The following is a 17,257-nucleotide window of genomic DNA, read 5'->3' on the forward strand; positions in this document are numbered from 1 at the left end:
TCAACGTTTAACGCAAAAACATTCGAGCAGCCTAGAGAATATCGTTCAGCATCACGCCCACGCCGACGCGGGTCTGGTTGAAGTTGTAATCGATAAGCGACTCGCCGTAACCGCTGTACACCTGAGTATAGATACGGACATGCTTCGTCATTGGATAGCTTAAGCCCACTTCCGCACCACCGTAGCCGGTGTTCCAGTTGTATTGACCTTTGGCGCTGAGCACGGCATCACCTAACTGGTAGCCGACTTTGAGCTGGTAGTAGCCCATATATTTGGTGATATCCGGGTTGTCGTCAGTGCTGCCGACTACATACCACGGCTTCACTTCCACCATCCAGTTACCGTTCTGCGCCATCAGACGCGTATAGGCGCGGTTCCAGCTGCGCGAGGTGGGGTCAGAGCGACCGTTGGAATCGTGGTTAAAGCCCACTTCGACGTCACGCAGCGTCCAGCCCGCAAACTCATAATCCGTTGCAAAACCGAGGAACAGCTGCGGCTCATAGTTTGTTTCACGGAACGGTGAGGACTCGCCGCTGTTAGAGAGCTGCCACCAGGATTTCTGGGTGTAAGACGCCCCGAGCACCGAGTTCGGCCCCAGAATACCGCGCCAGAACGGAAACGCGAGGCTGAGCTGGAACTTCACCTCATCTTTACGCGCATTATCAGACCAGTTATAGGAGCTTATCGCCTCTTTGTTGAGATCGCTGGTCTGGGTATAAATCACGTAGTTGGTGTCATACGGGTAGAGCGTGAACGGATTGTCATGCTCCTGAAGAAGGTTCGCGATAATGCTACCGTGAACGGCAGGTTTATCATGCACCTCTTTGATCGTCGCTTCCTGCGCATATGCTGTGAGGGGCAGCGCAACCGCCGCCAGTAACCATGCCAGATACGTCCGCATCGGTGGTGTTCTCCTGCAAAAGAGTAAAATTAGCTGAATAGTTATGTGGCGGACATTCTACAGACTTCTGCGACAACTGCTGCATCCTCGTTTCTGAAAGTGGAATTCCTTGTTGCCGAGGCATAAAATCAACATTTCGTTAACAATAAGGATGTGATGCCTCATGTCAGCCATGCTTACCGCCGAAGAAGTGTTAAAACTCGTGGGCGAGATTTTTGTTTACCATATGCCGTTTAACCGTGCGCTGGGACTGGAGCTGGAGCGTTACGAGAAAGATTTTGCCCAGCTGAGCTTCAACAACCAGCCGATGATGGTGGGTAACTGGGCGCAAAGTATTTTGCACGGCGGCGTGATCGCCTCCGCGCTGGACGTGGCGGCAGGTCTGGTCTGCGTGGGCAGTACGCTGACCCGCCATGACACCATCAACGAAGACGAACTCCGCCAGCGTCTGGCGCGCATGGGGACCATTGATTTGCGCGTCGACTACCTCCGCCCGGGGCGCGGAAATCGCTTTACCTGTTCCAGCAGCCTGCTGCGCGCGGGGAATAAAGTTGCCGTGGCGCGCGTTGAGTTACACAACGAAGAACAGGTGTATATCGCCAGCGCAACCGCCACTTATATGGTGGGTTGATACGGCAAAATCGGGTAAAATTAATTCACTTCTTTGTAACGGATTTTCCCGATGGATGCTAAACAGACGCGGCAGGGCGTTTTACTCGCCCTTGCCGCTTATTTTATTTGGGGTATCGCCCCGGCGTATTTCAAGCTTATCGCCTACGTTCCGGCCGATGAGATCCTGACTCACCGCGTTATCTGGTCGTTCTTTTTTATGATCGCGCTGATGAGCCTCAGCCGTCAGTGGTCGGGCGTCAAAACGCTGTTTAAAACCCCTAAAAAGGTCTTCCTGCTGGCGCTCTCAGCGGTGCTGATTGGCGGCAACTGGCTGCTGTTTATCTGGGCGGTGAATAACCATCACATGCTCGAAGCGAGCCTGGGGTACTTCATTAACCCGCTGGTGAACATCGTGCTGGGGATGATTTTCCTCGGTGAGCGCTTCCGCCGGATGCAGTGGGTGGCGGTGATTCTGGCCTTCTGCGGCGTACTGGTGCAGCTTTGGACCTTCGGCTCGCTGCCGATTATTGCCCTCGGCCTGGCGTTCAGCTTTGCGTTCTACGGCCTGGTGCGTAAGAAGATTGCGGTGGAAGCGCAGACGGGGATGCTGTTTGAAACCCTGTGGCTGCTCCCCGTGGCGGCGATTTATCTCTTTGGCATCGCCGACAGCGCGACCAGCCATATGGGCAGCAACCCGTGGTCGCTGAACCTGATGCTGATGGCGGCGGGCGTGGTGACCACCATTCCTCTGCTGTGCTTCACCGGTGCCGCGACGCGTCTGCGTCTCTCCACGCTGGGCTTCTTCCAGTATATTGGCCCGACGCTGATGTTCCTGCTGGCAGTGGTGTTTTACGGCGAAGTGCCGGGTGCGGATAAGATGGTGACGTTCGCCTTTATCTGGGTGGCGCTGGCGATTTTCGTCGCGGATGCGATTTATACCCAACGCAGGGTGCGCAAAGGGCTGTGATGTTGTAACCCTCTCCCACAGGAAGAGGGAATTCTATCGTAGGGCGGGTAAGCGCAGCGCCACCCGCCAGATTTTTACAGCCAGTTACGACGCTTAAAGTACAGATACGGCGCCAGCCCCGCGAGGATCATGAAGATAATCGCCCCCGGGTAACCAAAGCTCCACTTCAGCTCCGGCATAAACTCAAAGTTCATCCCGTAGCTGGATGCCACCAGCGTCGGCGGCAGGAACACCACGGACACCACCGAGAAGATCTTGATGATGCGGTTCTGCTCAATGTTGATAAAGCCCATCGCCGCCTGCATCAGGAAGTTCACCTTCTGGAACAGGGATTCGTTGTGCGGCAGCAGGGATTCGATATCTCGTAAGATCTCACGCGCCTGCTCCAGCTGACCGCCCGGCAGACGCGCCTTGCGCACCAGGAAGTTCAGCGCGCGCTGGGTATCCATCAGACACAAACGTACCTTCCAGCCGATATCTTCCAGCTCCGCCAGCGTGGAGAGCGCTTCGTCGTACTCATCGCCCTGATGGCCTTCCATGATCACGCGGCTCAGCTTTTCCAGATCGCTGTAGATGTTTTCAATTTCGTCCGCCAGCTGTTCAATTTTGGTCTCGAACAGATCGAGCAGCAGCTCGTAAGCGTTACCGTCCACCATTGCCTGGCTGCGGGCGCGCATGCGGTAGAGACGGAATGCCGGCAGCTCGCGCTCGCGCAGGGTAAACAGACGGCCGTCGCGAATGGTAAACGCCACGGTGGAGTTACCCGCGTGATCTTCCGCATCTTCAAAGAAGAAGAAGGAGTGAATGTGCAGACCGTCTTCGTCTTCAAAAAAACGCGCGGATGCTTCGATGTCTTCCAGTTCCGGGCGGGTTGCCAGGCTTTGCCCCAGCTCAGATTGTACGCGAAGGCGCTCATCGTCGTCCGGCTCGACCAGATCCACCCATACGGCATCAATGAGGGGCTGTGACTCTTCGGCTTCAAGCCGAGTCAGTCGGTTATTTTCGAGTTGAAATGCGCTCAACATGACCGGGACTCCCAATGCAAAAAATATCGGACAGTTCGGTGGGCACACAGAAACAAATTGGGTTTCAGACCATTAAACAGCCTGACTCAGCGCGACGGGAATAATGCAGGTCGCTGACAACCACTAAGGCCATCAGCAAGAGGAGATAGCCTTAGGAGTTGTTCCTGGATGACAGGGAATTGAGCCAGTATCTACTGGGTGTGTCCAAGGCGAATGTCCTCTTAGCGTAATCGTGCGCGCATGTTACGCCAGCTATAACTGTGGCGTCAACACGCAACGGAACGCTGAAGGGCATTAATTGACCTTCACTGTATAAGGCTAGCAGATTATTACAAAATAATGATATTTTTCTGAATGTTAGACTGTTTCCAGCTTCGCATAGGCCGCTACCAGCCATTTGATCCCCTGCCCCTGGAACGCCACCTGCAGACGGCTGTGCTCGCCGCTGCCTTCCAGATTCACAATGGTGCCTTCGCCAAACTTCGAATGGCGCACGCGCTGGCCCAGCTTGTAGCCGGTGTCGGTTTCCGCAATCGGCGAACCCATGCGCTGATGGCTGACCGGACGGCTGATGCTCGCCCGCAGACGCACTTCTTCCACGCACTCCTCCGGCAGTTCACCGATAAAGCGCGACGGACGGTGATAAACCTCTTTACCGTACAGACGGCGGGTTTCGGCGTAGGTCAGCGTCAGCTTTTGCATCGCGCGCGTCACGCCCACGTAGGCCAGACGACGCTCCTCTTCCAGACGGCCGCCTTCATCCAGCGACATCTGGCTCGGGAACATCCCCTCTTCCATCCCGACGATAAACACCTGCGGGAACTCCAGGCCTTTGGCGGAGTGCAGAGTCATCAGTTGAACCGCATCCTGCCAGGTGTCCGCCTGCCCTTCGCCCGCTTCCAGCGCGGCGTGGGAGAGGAACGCCTGCAGCGGCATCAGGTCTTCGTCTTCTTCGTTGTAGCTGAACTGGCGCGTTGCCGTGACCAGCTCCTCTAAGTTCTCAATACGGGTCTGGCCCTTCTCGCCTTTCTCCTGCTCGTACATAGTGCGCAGGCCGGAGTCTTTAATCACCCGGTCGGTCTGCACGTGCAGCGGCATGTCGGCGGTTTCCTGCGCCAGGGCGTCAATCAGCTCAAGGAAGCGCTGTAACGCGCTGGCTGCGCGCCCGGCGAGGGCTTTTTCCTGCAGCAGCTCGCGGCACGCCTGCCACAGCGTCAGCTGGCGATCGCGCGAGGCCTGACGCACCACGTCCAGCGTGCGGTCGCCAATCCCGCGGGTCGGCGTATTGACCACGCGTTCAAACGCCGCGTCGTCGTTACGGTTCGCAATGAGGCGCAGATACGACAGCGCATCTTTGATTTCCTGACGTTCGAAGAATCGCATGCCGCCGTAAATGCGGTACGGCATGCTCACCTGCAGGAGCGCCTCTTCCAGCACGCGCGACTGGGCGTTGCTGCGATAGAGAATGGCGCACTGCTCCAGCGCGCCGCCGTTGTCCTGCCAGGTTTTTATGCGGTTCACCACGAAGCGGGCTTCGTCGAGCTCGTTGAAAGCGCAGTAAATCGAAATCGGTTCGCCGTCGACGCCGTCGGTCCACAGCTTTTTCCCCAGACGCCCGTTGTTGTTTTCAATCAGGGCGTTGGCCGCGCTCAGGATGTTGCTGGTTGAACGGTAGTTCTGCTCCAGACGGATGGTTTCCGCGCCGGGGAAATCGTTGAGGAAGCGCTGGATGTTTTCTACCTGCGCCCCGCGCCAACCGTAAATCGACTGGTCATCATCGCCCACGATCATTACCTTGCCGGTATCACCGGCCAGCAGGCGGATCCACGCGTACTGGATGTTGTTGGTATCCTGGAATTCGTCCACCAGGATATTGGTGAAGCGTTCACGGTAGTGCTGCAGGATGTGCGGCTTGTTGAGCCACAGCTCGTGGGCGCGCAGCAGCAGCTCGGCGAAATCCACCAGACCGGCGCGATCGCACGCTTCCTGATAGGCCTTGTAGACGTTCTGCCAGGTCTGCTCGACCGGGTTGCCGAAGCTCTGAATGTGATGCGGGCGCAGCCCCTCGTCTTTCTGGCCGTTGATGTACCACATCGCCTGACGCGGCGGCCACTGCTTCTCGTCGAGGTTCATCGCCTTGATCAGGCGCTTCAGCAAGCGGAGCTGGTCTTCGCTGTCGAGGATCTGGAAATCCTGCGGCAGGTTGGCGTCCATATGGTGCGCGCGCAGCAGGCGGTGCGCCAGACCGTGGAAGGTGCCGACCCACATGCCGCCCTGGCTGGTGCCCATCAGTTGGGCAATACGGTGGCGCATCTCTGCCGCCGCCTTGTTGGTAAACGTCACCGCCATAATGGAGTACGGTGAGCAGTTCTCCACGCTCTGCAGCCAGGCGATACGGTGAACCAGCACGCGCGTCTTACCACTGCCCGCCCCAGCCAGCACCAGCATGTTGGTGCGCGAGGCGGCAACCGCGTCACGCTGTTTATCATTAAGGCTGTCGAGCAGGTAAGAAACGTCCATTGGCACCGTCACATAGTATTCAGGAACACAGCAAAACGCCCGGTGGCGCTTCGCTTACCGGGCCTACAACTGCAAACCCCTGGTAATTTATACAATATTACTGGTGATTATATCAGCGTCGTGAGGGATGCCAACCGTGAAATTTCCACGTGCGGCAGAAGACGGCTGTCCAGCGTGGTCATCAGGTCGGCGTTTTCCGGCTTGATCCAGCAGGCCTGCATGCCGCAGCGGATAGCCCCGGCCACGTCCGTGGTCAGATCATCCCCCACGTGCAGAATGTTACCCAGCGGCAGGTTAAGCTTGTCCGCCGCCAGATGGTACATATCGCTGAACGGCTTCGCGCGCCCGTGCGGGCCCGCGCGCAGCACGAATTCAAAGTAATCGCTCAGGCCAAACAGCTCCGGCTGGGCATTGCCGTTGGTGATGGCCACCAACGGCCACTTTTCAGCAAGCTTCGCCAGCGTCTCGTGGGTCTCCTGCGGCACGTCGATACGGCTGCGCCATTTGGCGAAGTTTTCCATTGCCGCTTCGGCCCCGATGGCCGCGTCCTGCACGCTCAGGCCCACGTTGAGCATCGCCTGCTCAACCGCACGACGACGCCATTCGGTCACGTCGTGGTAAATGTCCGGCTCGGTCTCACGCAGGGACTGACGCAGCTTCTGAAAGTCCTTGTTCTGTATCGCTTTCAGCGCGGGATGGTAGTTCTGCACAAACGCCAGCGACTCCTGCTCGGTACGCAGGATCACCTCGCGGTTGTCATAAAGGGTGTCATCAAGGTCAAACGTCAGGGCCGAGATCTGACCAAGTGGGCGGTAAAAACGCATTATTTCCCCCGTTTGGCGCGTGGATGCGCCGCGTCATACACCGAGGCAAGGTGTTGGAAGTCTAAGTGGGTATAGATTTGAGTGGTCGACAGATTTGCGTGGCCCAGCAGTTCCTGCACGCCGCGCAGATCGCCGCTCGACTCAAGCATGTGTGTCGCAAAGGAGTGGCGCAGCTTGTGCGGGTGAACGTGGCTGTTCAGCCCCTGCTTAATGCCCCACTCCGCAAAGCGCTTCTGCACGTTACGCGCCGAGATCCGTTTGCCGAGTTTCGACAGGAACAGCGCATCCTCTTCGCTGCCAAACAGCCCGCGCAGGTCAAGCCAGTGCTCAATCCAGGAGACCGCATTCCGGCCAATCGGCAGACGGCGCTCTTTGCTGCCCTTACCCATCACCCACACTTCACCAGATTCCAGATCGAGATGCTTGAGGTCAAGGTTGACGAGTTCAGACAGACGCAGGCCTGCGCCGTACATCACCTCCAGCATCGCGCGGTCGCGCACGGCGAGCGGATCGTTAAGGTCGATATCCAGCAGGCGGTTTACGTCGTCGACGTCGATATTTTTAGGCAGATGGCGCGGCGCTTTCGGCGTGGCGATCCCCTTTGCCGGGTTGGCTTTTAAGCCCCCCTGGCTGACCAGCCAGTCGAAGAAACTGCGCAGCGCAGAAAGCCTGAGCGCCAGGCTCGCCGGGCTGAGATTTTTTTTACGGCTATGCACGACGAACCCGCGTACCGTCGCAGCGTCACATTGTTGCCAGCTTTTCAGGCCGATTTCATCGGCAATCTGCATGATGGCATCAAGCTGACGCTGGTAGTTGAGCAGGGTAATGGGGCTAAGCTGACGCTCCACGCCCAGATAGCGCAGAAAGCGCGAAACGTCAGTGGCGAGCAGTCCGTCCGTCATACGCGCTCAATCCAGCGCTCCAGCAGCTCGGGCAGCATCAGGGCGATCTCCTGCAGCAGGTGCGTGGCTTGCCCCTGCTCATAGTGATGCGCATCGCGGCTGGTAAATAACATGACCCCCAGATCGCCATCGCGCCCCATCAGCGACATCGCTACCGAGCCAATCGCTTTGGCTTCCGGTAATACCACCAGCAGCTCAGGCCCGTTCAGCGGCCCCAGATAGTGGTGCTCATGGCCCAGACGCTGAATGCGCAGCGGTTCAAACGCCTGACGGCTGAGCGCCAGATGGGTAAACCCGGACGGCGCGCCAATGCGCCAGCGGTCAGGGAACAGACGAATCGTTGCGCCCGCCAGCCCCAGCTCCCGGGCCCAGCGGTGGAAGCGGCTGAGGAACTCGTCAAGACTGTGCGCCGACGCCAGACGCGCCTGCAGGTGCAGCAGACGATAGAACAGGCTTTCGTTGGTGCTGGCCTGCTCCATCAGCAGCGTCATGTTCTCTTCAAGCTGATTGATGTGGTTGCGCGAGCGCGCCATGTGCCATTCGACCAGCGACACGGTTCCGCGAACCGGATGCGGCACGCGCATCTCTTCGACGACGCGTGCATTGCGAATAAAAAACTCAGGATTGCGCAGCAGATAATCAACAACAGCTCTGTCGTCCAGTTCCGTCACTGTTTCCTGCAGTTCTTCCCCTGGTTGTTTCATAGATGGATAAACCCGTCATAGACATGTGCCGCCGGGCCAGTCATATACAGTGGATGACCCGGTCCTTTCCAGGCGATATCAAGCCGACCGCCCGGTAACTCCACGCGAACCTCTTCTGCCAGTAACCCCTGAGAGATGCCCACGGCCACCGCAGCACAGGCGCCGCTTCCGCAGGCCTGAGTCTCGCCCGCGCCGCGCTCGTAAACCCGCAGGCGAATGTGCTCGCGCTTCACCACCTGCATAAAGCCGATGTTTGCGCGCTCCGGGAAACGTTCGTGGCTTTCCAGCACCGGGCCGAGCGTTTCGACCGCGGCGGTTTCCACATCATCAACCTGAATCACGCAGTGCGGGTTACCCATTGAGACGACGCCGCACAATACTGTCTGCTCGGCCGCACGCATAATATAGGTCTTTTCCGCTTTGTTTGCGCGAAACGGCACGACGGAGGGCTCGAAGTTAGGCTCACCCATGTTCACGCGCACCAGTTCATCATCGGTGACGCTGAGCACCATGCGACCATTGGCCGTGCTGACGCGAATATCACGCTTGTTGGTCAGCCCTTTCAGGCGGACAAAGCGGGCAAAACAGCGCGCGCCGTTGCCGCACTGGTTAACTTCGCTGCCGTCCGCGTTAAAAATACGGTAGTGGAAATCGAGGTCGGGATCGTACGGTGGCTCGACCACCAGCAGCTGATCAAACCCCACGCCCAGATGCCGATCCGCCAGGCGACGGATCAGTTCCGGGGAGAAAAACACATTCTGCGTTACCGCGTCGACGACCATAAAATCGTTGCCAAGGCCATGCATTTTAGAGAACTGCATCATTTGCTCCATTGCGCGGGTACAGAACGTTGTCGTCAGAGATTAACCTGAGTCGGGCCGCCGTTGTCGCCACGATCGTTAGTATTTGGCGTGGTAGACTCAATGCCGCTTTGCACGGGTTTCGTTGGCGGCGGCGCGGTTTTATCCGCAGGTGGGAAGTACAGCGGTCCCTTCAGTCCGCAGCCAGTCAGGCTAAACAGCGTGATGAGAACGGCAAGCGTTCGGAAAGCGTTTTTCATTATAAAGTTGCCCGTAAGTTCAAATCTGTTTCTATCATCGCAGGAGAAGACACAAAAGCAAGAGTTTGCCGCTTTCCTGCAACGGGAATTATTTAGGGTTATACTGCCGGCATCACGAAAAACAGGAACAAAACCATGAACGACAGTGAATTCCATCGCCTTGCCGACAACCTGTGGATGACCATCGAAGAGCGTCTTGACGACTGGGACGGCGACAGCGATATCGATTGTGAAATCAACGGCGGCATTCTGACCCTGAGCTTCGAAAATGGCAGCAAAATTATTATTAACCGCCAGGAGCCGCTTCACCAGGTCTGGCTGGCCGCTAAACAGGGCGGCTATCATTTCGATCTGAAAGACGGGGAGTGGGTTTGCGACCGTAGCGGCGTACCGTTCTGGGACCTGCTGGAACAGGCGGCGACGGCGCAGGCGGGTGAGGCGGTGAGTTTCAGGTAGTTTTGTTGCCCGGTGGCGGCTACGCCTTACCGGGCCTACAACGGCTCGAACCGTAGGCCGGGTAAGCGTCAGCACCACCCGGCAACAGCGGCTCGGACCGTAGGCCGGGTAAGCGTCAGCGCCACCCGGCAACAGCGGCTCTGACCGTAGGCCGGGTAAGCGTTAGCGCCACCCGGCGAAAAGGCTCAGGAGAAATACTGCTGCAACAGCGGCGCGGTTTCCTGATTGGCAGGCGCGGCAGGCGTTACGGCCTGGGTCCGGAACGGGATCACCTGCGTACGACCATCGACGTTCACAATCTGGTAGAACTGCGGCAGATTAAAGTTGATGAAGCTTGAGCCGTAGGTGAAACGGTCATGCGAAGAGGAGTAGAAGCGGCTGACGTCGCGCACCAGCTCCTCTTTACTGCCTTCACAGTGGTGATACACCTCGGCGCGGTTGGTCTCATCCAGAATGTAGATGTTAAACCCGGCATCCTCGCCCGACTCTTCAAAGAAGAACTGGATAATCCCTTCGCTGGCGAATCCGTCCACCACTTGCGGGAGCTTAACGTGGTTGGTTTCCACCTGCACCGACAGGCCATGCAGCTTGTTGTGCGAAATCGCGCCGTAGAACTCGATGGCGTTTTCCAGCTTCTGTACCGACACGTTCAGGCGCTCGAAGAACAGGCCCCAGGTCTGACCGGAGACGCGCAGCGCTTTGAAGCGTCCGGTCTCCTGACGGGTGCTGGAGAGGCGCAGTTCGATACACTCAGAAACCAGCTGCTGCACGCGGGTACGAATTAAGCCGCGCAGATGCTGGCTATAGCAGAACACTTCGACGCTGTCCGGCGGGGCGGCATCCTGGTGCATCTTACCGAGAATGGTTTTCAGCGCTTCGATCATCGCCTGCTCGCCGTTGAAATGCAGGGTACGCACTTCGTTCCACGAGTTGCGGTACAGCAGGTCCACGCTGCCCACCAGGCAGTTTTGCTGCTCGCCAAAGCTGAAGACGTCCAGCTTGCGGAAGTCAAAATGGACCACCTGATTGCGGAAGGCCGCCGTCGGGTCGTATTCCAGGTTGACGATAATCGCCAGATGGCGAATCTCGCACGGGCTGTAGAGCGCTTTCGGCGTTGGGGCAGGCAGACGCAGCGGGAAGTGGTGCGAGACATCCGCGACCATCTCCTGCAGCTTAGCGAGATCAACCACCTCGTTGCCTTTGATAAACAGGCGCGTGCGCGAGGTCAGCAGGCCGTTGAACCAGGCCCACGCCACCAGCTTGTTCAGGTAGCGGTTATATTCCAGCGGCTGATGGCTGACGATCGAATCCATGCTTGGCGCACGGTTATACAGATACCACCCGGTGCGGTTCGCGCGGCCCGGCGGCACATAGATAAAGGTCAGGTTCGGTTCTGACAGGTCTGGCGAAATCTGCGGGTTAACCAGGGTGACTTTACCCGGCAGCGCTTCAAACGCGGCGTACAGCTTACGGGTCAACACCCCGATGTCCTGCGGGCTGGCGGAAACGCTGAGGTTGTTACGGCGCGCAAAGCGGATCAGGTTACGGTAGCTTTGCATCATCGCATCGAGCAGTTCGTTGTGCGCTTCACGCACCTGATCGATTTTCCAGTTGGCCCGGTTGTCGAGCATGGACAGACGCGCTTCGTCCCATCCCCACTCTTTCACTAACTGACTGACCACTTCACGACGCCAGCCCACGCAGGCGCGCTCGCGGCTCAATTTCTCACAGACTTTGAGATAGAAACATCGACGCACCAGGTCAAGACGCGTGGTGTCATCAATGGCTTTCAGGTATTCGGTCACGCGCTCCAGCATCATGCAGTAGGCGTCCAGCCCGAAGGAGACGATCTCCCCGTCGTGCAGACGCTGCTTGATATCTTTCGCCAGCAGGCGCGGCGTAGGGTATTCCCAGGAATAGGCTTCCAGCAGCAGCGTTTTCAGCACCGCTTTGTACGGCGAGTCGATACTTTTATAGAGCTGCCAGAGGCTTGCGCCAAAGTACTCTTCGGCTGACAGAGAGCTCAGACCGCCGAGGTCCAGCCATTCGTTTGGCGTCAGTACGCCCTGCGCATAAAGCGACATGACGTAGTCATCGTAATGCTCTTCTTCTTCGCACGGGACCATATTCCACAGAATACGCTTCCCGGCCAGACGCACAGCAGTACGGTAAAATTCATCCAGCAATAAGATGTGCTGAGTCGAGCCGCAGTCCTCACCACCCAGACTGCCGCTTTCGTTATGGCGGAAACGGTTTTCATCAATCAGGAAGAAGCTCACTTCCACACCGAGCGAGGCCGCCCAGCTCTCCAGCAGGCTGCACTTGCGCTGCAGCAGCTGACGCTCGTCGTTATCGAGCCAGGACTGATGGCAGACCCAGATGTCCAGGTCCGAAGAACAGCTTTGCCCTACCGATGAGGTGCTCCCCATAGAGTAAACACCGGTAATCGGCAGTTCGCCTTTCGGAGACTCCTGTGGCGGCATGCCGCGGTAGAGTTCCAGCTCGTTCAGGTAATGCTGTTGGGTTTCATCAGGCGTGAAAAGGCAAATGCCCTGGGGAACGTTACCGTCAAGGTAGCCAGGCATCAGCGGATGGTGATAGTGCAATAATGTCGGCAGCAGACTGTATACCTGCTGGAAAGCAGGGCCCATGGCAGCAAGCGCGCGATCCACACGCAGTTGATTAATGGCATCCAGTCTCTGTTTCAGAGTCTCAATATAGAGGTACAAGACGTATCGCCTGATGTTTCCGGGTGTCGCAAGCTATTCAAAACACGAATAACAGCGGACCCGCAGTATTTCAAAAAGATAACCGTTACCCTTTTTCGCCCTTATCATTTTTGGTGGTAGCGACGAAAAAATGGTCTAAAACGTGATCAATTTAACACCTTGCCGGTTGACCGTAAAGAAAGATGCGCTACATACAAGTGTAGCACCGTTCTGTACGTGTAAATTCCTGAATACGGCTATGGCTGACGAATACGCCGCCTTGTCCCTCTCACGCTTCATCAACCGTAAAACTGCCATCCCAGAGTCAACAATGTTAGGATGGTTAGCGATTGATAATGACGGTAACAAGCATGTTAGACAATGTTTTGAGAATTGCCACACGCCAAAGCCCTCTCGCGCTCTGGCAGGCACATTATGTGAAGCAGCGCCTTGAAGCCTGCCACAGCGGATTGCGCGTCGAGCTGGTGCCGATGGTCACGCGCGGTGACGTGATCCTCGATACGCCCCTGGCGAAAGTGGGCGGCAAAGGCCTGTTTGTCAAAGAGCTGGAACTGGCATTGCTTGAGAACCGCGCCGATATCGCCGTACATTCGATGAAAGACGTGCCCGTCGAGTTCCCGGAAGGGCTGGGGCTGGTGACCATCTGCGAGCGCGAAGATCCGCGCGATGCGTTTGTCTCTAACCACTATGACTCGCTCGACGCGCTGCCGGAGGGGAGCGTGGTTGGCACGTCCAGTTTACGCCGTCAGTGTCAGCTGGCGGAGCGTCGTCCTGACCTGATCATTCGCTCGCTGCGCGGTAACGTCGGCACGCGTCTGGGCAAGCTGGATAACGGCGATTACGATGCCATTATCCTCGCCGTTGCCGGCCTGAAGCGTCTGGGGATGGAGTCGCGCATTCGCGTGGCGATGCCGCCAGAACTGTCGCTGCCGGCCGTGGGCCAGGGCGCCGTCGGCATCGAGTGCCGTCTGGACGATGCGCGTACCCGCGAACTGCTCGCGCCGCTGAACCACGACGAGACCGCTATTCGCGTAAAAGCCGAGCGTGCGATGAATACCCGCCTCGAAGGGGGATGCCAGGTTCCGATTGGCAGCTATGCTGAATTAACAGATGGCGAACTGTGGCTGCGCGCGCTGGTGGGCGCCCCGGACGGTTCGCAGATGGTACGCGGCGAACGTCGCGGTAAAGCGCAAGATGCCGAGCAGCTTGGCGTGTCGCTGGCTGAAGAGCTGCTGGATAACGGCGCCCGCGAGATTCTGGCTGACGTTTATAATGGAGAGCCCCCTGCATGAGTATTCTCGTCACCCGCCCTTCTCCCGCAGGAGAGCAGTTAGTGAGCCGTCTGCGCGCACTGGGGCAGGTGGCCTGGAGTTTTCCGCTCATTGAATTCTCCCCCGGTCGGGAGCTCTCTGCGCTCGCCGACCAGATGAATACCCTTCAGGAAGGCGACCTGCTGTTTGCGCTGTCGCAACATGCCGTGGAATTTGCCCACGCGCAGCTGCAACAGCAGGGTTTGACCTGGCCAACCGCCCCCCGCTATTTCGCGATTGGCCGCACAACGGCACTGGCGCTGCATACCGTAAGCAGCGCGGACGTTCGTTACCCGTTAGATCGGGAAATCAGTGAAGTCTTGCTACAATTACCTGAATTACAAACTATTGCCGGAAAGCGTGCGCTCATTTTGCGCGGTAATGGTGGCCGCGAACTGTTGGGCGAAACGCTGCGTGAACGTGGTGCAGACGTGACGTTTATTGAGTGCTATCAGCGCTGTGCAAAACACTACGATGGCGCGGAAGAGGCGATGCGCTGGCACGCGCGCGGCATTAATACGCTGGTGGTCACCAGCGGTGAAATGTTACAACAGCTTTGGTCGCTGATACCGCTTTGGTATCACGAAAACTGGTTACTCCGCTGTCGGCTTCTGGTCGTCAGTGAGCGTCTGGCGAACCAGGCCCGGGAACTGGGCTGGCAGGATATTCGGATCGCTGATAACGCCGACAACGATGCGCTGCTGCGCGCATTACAATAACTCTCAAATGGGAAGCCATAATGACGGAACACGACAAATCCTCCGCCGTGGTTGAAGAGACCAGGGAGACTGTGGAGACGACGCCACAGCCAGAGACGACAGAGAAAACCGCTGAGAAGAAAAACGGCAGCAATAAAACGAGCCTCACGCTGAGCGCGATTGCCATCGCCATTGCGCTGGCAGCAGGGGTTGGCCTGTACGGTCTGGTGAAGCAACAGGGTGCTAATCAAACGTCCACCAGCGACGCGCTGGTGAATCAGCTCACTGCCCTGCAAAAAGCGCAGGAGACGCAGAAAACCGAGCTGGAAGCGGTGATTAAACAGCAGGCCGCCGCGCTTGCCGAGGCGAACAGCAAACAGGAAGAGCTGACCAAACAGCTGGGCGACGTGCAGCAGAAAGTCGCCACAATTTCCGGCACCGATGCCAAAACCTGGCTGCTCTCGCAGGCGGACTTCCTGGTGAAGCTCGCCGGACGTAAGCTCTGGAGCGATCAGGACGTCACCACTGCCGCGGCGCTGCTGAAAAGCGCTGATGCGAGCCTGGCAGACATGAACGACCCAAGCCTCATTACTGCACGTCGCGCGATCACCGAAGATATTGCCAGCCTCTCCGCCGTCTCGCAGGTGGATTACGACGGCATTATCCTCAAGGTGAACCAGCTTTCGAATCAGATTGATAACCTGCAGCTGGCGGATAATAACGACGACGACTCCCCGATGGATTCCGACGGTACCGAGCTTTCCAGCTCCCTGAGCGAATGGCGCATAAACCTGCAGAAAAGCTGGCAGAACTTTATGGACAGTTTCATCACTATCCGCCGTCGCGACGAAACCGCCGTGCCGCTGCTGGCGCCGAACCAGGATATCTATCTGCGCGAAAACATTCGTTCCCGCCTGCTGGTAGCGGCTCAGGCCGTACCGCGTCATCAGGAAGAGACCTATAAACAGGCACTGGATAACGTTTCAACGTGGGTACGCGCCTACTACAACACCGATGATGCGACGACCACCGCCTTCCTCGAAGACATTGATAAGCTGAGCCAGCAGAACATCACCATGAACGTGCCGGATAAGCTGGCCAGCCAGCCGATTCTGGAGAAGCTGATGCAGACGCGCGTACGTAACCTGCTGGCGCAGCCGGGCGTGCCGGCAGAGCCGTCGGGCGGAGCGGCACCTGCCCCGGCTCCGGCGCCTGAAAGCGCACCGCAAGGAGAGTAATGATGCTAAAAGTTCTCTTACTCTTCATCCTGCTGATCGCCGGGATCGTGCTGGGCCCCATGCTTGCGGGCCATCAGGGTTACGTCCTGATCCAGACCGATAATTACAATATCGAAACCAGCGTAACGGGCCTGGCGATCATTCTGATCCTCGGCATGGTGGTGCTGTTTGCGATCGAGTGGATCCTGCGCCGTATTTTCCGCACCGGTGTTCACACGCGCGGCTGGTTCGTTGGCCGCAAACGTCGCCGCGCTCGTAAGCAAACGGAGCAAGCGCTGCTGAAACTGGCCGAAGGCGATTATCAGCAAGTAGAAAAGCTGATGTCAAAAAACGCCGACCATGCCGAACAGCCAGTGGTGAATTATCTGCTCGCAGCCGAAGCGGCGCAGCAGCGCGGTGACGAAGCCCGCGCCAATCAGCATCTGGAGCGAGCGGCAGAGCTGGCTCATGGTGACCCGATTCCGGTAGAAATCACGCGCGTTCGTCTGCAGCTGGCGCGCAATGAAAATCACGCGGCTCGCCACGGTATCGATCGCCTGCTGGAAGTTGCGCCACGTCATCCGGAAGTGCTGCGTCTTGCCGAGCAGGCGTATATTCGTACCGGCGCCTGGGGTTCACTGCTGGACATCATTCCGTCAATGGCGAAGGCCGAGGTGGGCGACGATGAACATCGTGATGAGCTTCAGCGTCTGGCATGGATTGGCCTGATGGATCAGGCGCGCGCCGACCTGGGCAGCGACGGTCTGAAAACGTGGTGGAAGAATCAAAGCCGTAAAACGCGCCAGCAGGTTCCTCTGCAGGTTGCCATGGCGGAACATCTTATTGAATGTGACGACCATGACACGGCTCAGGAAATCCTTCTCGATGGTCTGAAGCGCCAGTACGACGATCGTCTGGTGATGGTGATCCCACGCCTGAAAACCAATAATCCAGAGCAAATCGAAAAAGTACTGCGTCAGCAGATTAAAACCGTCGGTGACCGCCCGCTGCTGTGGAGCACGCTTGGTCAATCGCTGATGAAGCACGGAGAATGGCAGGAGGCGAGCCTCGCCTTCCGCGCGGCGCTGAAACAGCGTCCGGATGCCTTTGACTACGCATGGCTTGCCGATACGCTGGACAAGCAGCATAAGCCGGAAGAGGCAGCCGCCATGCGGCGAGATGGGTTGTTGTTGACGCTGCAAAATAACGGTACGCAGCAGTAAATAAAAAGGAGGCCAGAGGGCCTCCTTTTTTTATCACCTTTCTGCTGCTACATTCTTTGCACCTACATCCGCAAACGAATCCGCCAATGTAACGATGTCTTTTCATTAA

The 17,257-nt window shown here is 57.6% G+C and carries 17 protein-coding genes; 7 read left to right on the forward strand and 10 right to left on the reverse strand.

The window, feature by feature from the left end; all coding sequences use genetic code 11:
* Positions 1–31: 31 nt before the first annotated feature.
* Positions 32–901 carry a phospholipase A gene (pldA, locus tag GVO84_RS21735; protein WP_045357184.1) on the reverse strand — a complete coding sequence of 290 codons (870 nt, stop codon included), beginning with the start codon at positions 899–901 and terminating at the stop codon, positions 32–34.
* 163 nt (positions 902–1,064) lie between these two features.
* On the opposite strand from pldA, the gene yigI reads away from it, so the two are divergent.
* Together yigI and rarD are read left to right on the forward strand one after the other, a co-directional pair.
* Positions 1,065–1,532 carry an acyl-CoA thioesterase YigI gene (yigI, locus tag GVO84_RS21740; protein ID WP_032644790.1) on the forward strand — a complete coding sequence of 156 codons (468 nt, stop codon included), beginning with the start codon at positions 1,065–1,067 and terminating at the stop codon, positions 1,530–1,532.
* A 51-nt stretch (positions 1,533–1,583) separates the two neighbouring features.
* The gene (gene rarD, locus GVO84_RS21745) at positions 1,584–2,480 is read left to right on the forward strand and encodes an EamA family transporter RarD (RefSeq protein WP_023333804.1); all 897 of its coding nucleotides are present in this window, start codon (positions 1,584–1,586) and stop codon (positions 2,478–2,480) included.
* A 74-nt stretch (positions 2,481–2,554) separates the two neighbouring features.
* On the opposite strand, the gene corA is transcribed toward rarD, so the two are convergent.
* The 8 genes from corA to lptM form a co-directional block, all read right to left on the reverse strand.
* Positions 2,555–3,505 (reverse strand): magnesium/cobalt transporter CorA, encoded by a 951-nt coding sequence (gene corA, locus GVO84_RS21750; protein ID WP_008501540.1) that lies wholly within the window; start codon positions 3,503–3,505, stop codon positions 2,555–2,557.
* A gap of 151 nt (positions 3,506–3,656) precedes the next feature.
* Positions 3,657–3,713 carry a YsgD/CorL family protein gene (ysgD, locus tag GVO84_RS21755; RefSeq protein ID WP_212743980.1) on the reverse strand — a complete coding sequence of 19 codons (57 nt, stop codon included), beginning with the start codon at positions 3,711–3,713 and terminating at the stop codon, positions 3,657–3,659.
* A 149-nt stretch (positions 3,714–3,862) separates the two neighbouring features.
* A complete protein-coding gene (gene uvrD / locus GVO84_RS21760) occupies positions 3,863–6,025 on the reverse strand; it encodes a DNA helicase II (RefSeq protein WP_033146899.1) in 2,163 nt (720 codons plus the stop codon).
* A gap of 107 nt (positions 6,026–6,132) precedes the next feature.
* Positions 6,133–6,849: a 5-amino-6-(5-phospho-D-ribitylamino)uracil phosphatase YigB gene (yigB, locus tag GVO84_RS21765; protein WP_159515109.1), complete on the reverse strand. Its 717-nt coding sequence runs from the start codon at positions 6,847–6,849 to the stop codon at positions 6,133–6,135.
* Positions 6,849–7,751 carry a tyrosine recombinase XerC gene (gene xerC, locus GVO84_RS21770; RefSeq protein WP_159515110.1) on the reverse strand — a complete coding sequence of 301 codons (903 nt, stop codon included), beginning with the start codon at positions 7,749–7,751 and terminating at the stop codon, positions 6,849–6,851. The genes yigB and xerC overlap by 1 nt, the downstream gene beginning before the upstream one ends.
* Positions 7,748–8,455, reverse strand: a complete 708-nt coding sequence (locus tag GVO84_RS21775; protein ID WP_023309626.1) for a DUF484 domain-containing protein — start codon at positions 8,453–8,455, stop codon at positions 7,748–7,750. Before GVO84_RS21775 ends, xerC begins: the two co-directional genes overlap by 4 nt.
* Complete coding sequence (dapF, locus tag GVO84_RS21780) at positions 8,452–9,276, reverse strand: diaminopimelate epimerase (RefSeq protein ID WP_008501545.1); 825 nt, start codon at positions 9,274–9,276, stop codon at positions 8,452–8,454. Before dapF ends, GVO84_RS21775 begins: the two co-directional genes overlap by 4 nt.
* Positions 9,277–9,311: 35 nt before the next feature.
* Positions 9,312–9,515 carry an LPS translocon maturation chaperone LptM gene (gene lptM / locus GVO84_RS21785; protein WP_014885650.1) on the reverse strand — a complete coding sequence of 68 codons (204 nt, stop codon included), beginning with the start codon at positions 9,513–9,515 and terminating at the stop codon, positions 9,312–9,314.
* 135 nt (positions 9,516–9,650) lie between these two features.
* Between lptM and cyaY the strand changes: the two genes are divergently transcribed.
* Complete coding sequence (gene cyaY, locus GVO84_RS21790) at positions 9,651–9,971, forward strand: iron donor protein CyaY (protein ID WP_023333807.1); 321 nt, start codon at positions 9,651–9,653, stop codon at positions 9,969–9,971.
* Positions 9,972–10,156: 185 nt separating this feature from the next.
* Here the strand turns inward: cyaY and cyaA are convergent, their stop codons facing one another.
* Positions 10,157–12,700, reverse strand: a complete 2,544-nt coding sequence (cyaA, locus tag GVO84_RS21795) for a class I adenylate cyclase (RefSeq protein WP_159515111.1) — start codon at positions 12,698–12,700, stop codon at positions 10,157–10,159.
* Positions 12,701–13,050: 350 nt separating this feature from the next.
* Between cyaA and hemC the strand changes: the two genes are divergently transcribed.
* From hemC to hemY, 4 genes are read left to right on the forward strand one after another with little or no spacing between them, the layout of a single operon-like run.
* Positions 13,051–13,992, forward strand: coding sequence for a hydroxymethylbilane synthase (gene hemC, locus GVO84_RS21800; protein WP_159515112.1), 942 nt, complete (start codon positions 13,051–13,053; stop codon positions 13,990–13,992).
* Positions 13,989–14,729, forward strand: coding sequence for a uroporphyrinogen-III synthase (gene hemD, locus GVO84_RS21805; RefSeq protein ID WP_159515113.1), 741 nt, complete (start codon positions 13,989–13,991; stop codon positions 14,727–14,729). The genes hemC and hemD overlap by 4 nt, the downstream gene beginning before the upstream one ends.
* A gap of 20 nt (positions 14,730–14,749) precedes the next feature.
* Positions 14,750–15,946, forward strand: a complete 1,197-nt coding sequence (gene hemX, locus GVO84_RS21810; RefSeq protein ID WP_159515114.1) for a uroporphyrinogen-III C-methyltransferase — start codon at positions 14,750–14,752, stop codon at positions 15,944–15,946.
* Positions 15,947–15,948: 2 nt separating this feature from the next.
* Positions 15,949–17,148: a protoheme IX biogenesis protein HemY gene (hemY, locus tag GVO84_RS21815; protein WP_159515683.1), complete on the forward strand. Its 1,200-nt coding sequence runs from the start codon at positions 15,949–15,951 to the stop codon at positions 17,146–17,148.
* The last annotated feature ends 109 nt before the right edge of the window (positions 17,149–17,257 follow it).

It is taken from the genome of Enterobacter sp. SM3, assembly GCF_009811935.2.
In the GTDB taxonomy this organism is placed as follows: Bacteria; Pseudomonadota; Gammaproteobacteria; order Enterobacterales; family Enterobacteriaceae; genus Enterobacter; species Enterobacter asburiae_D.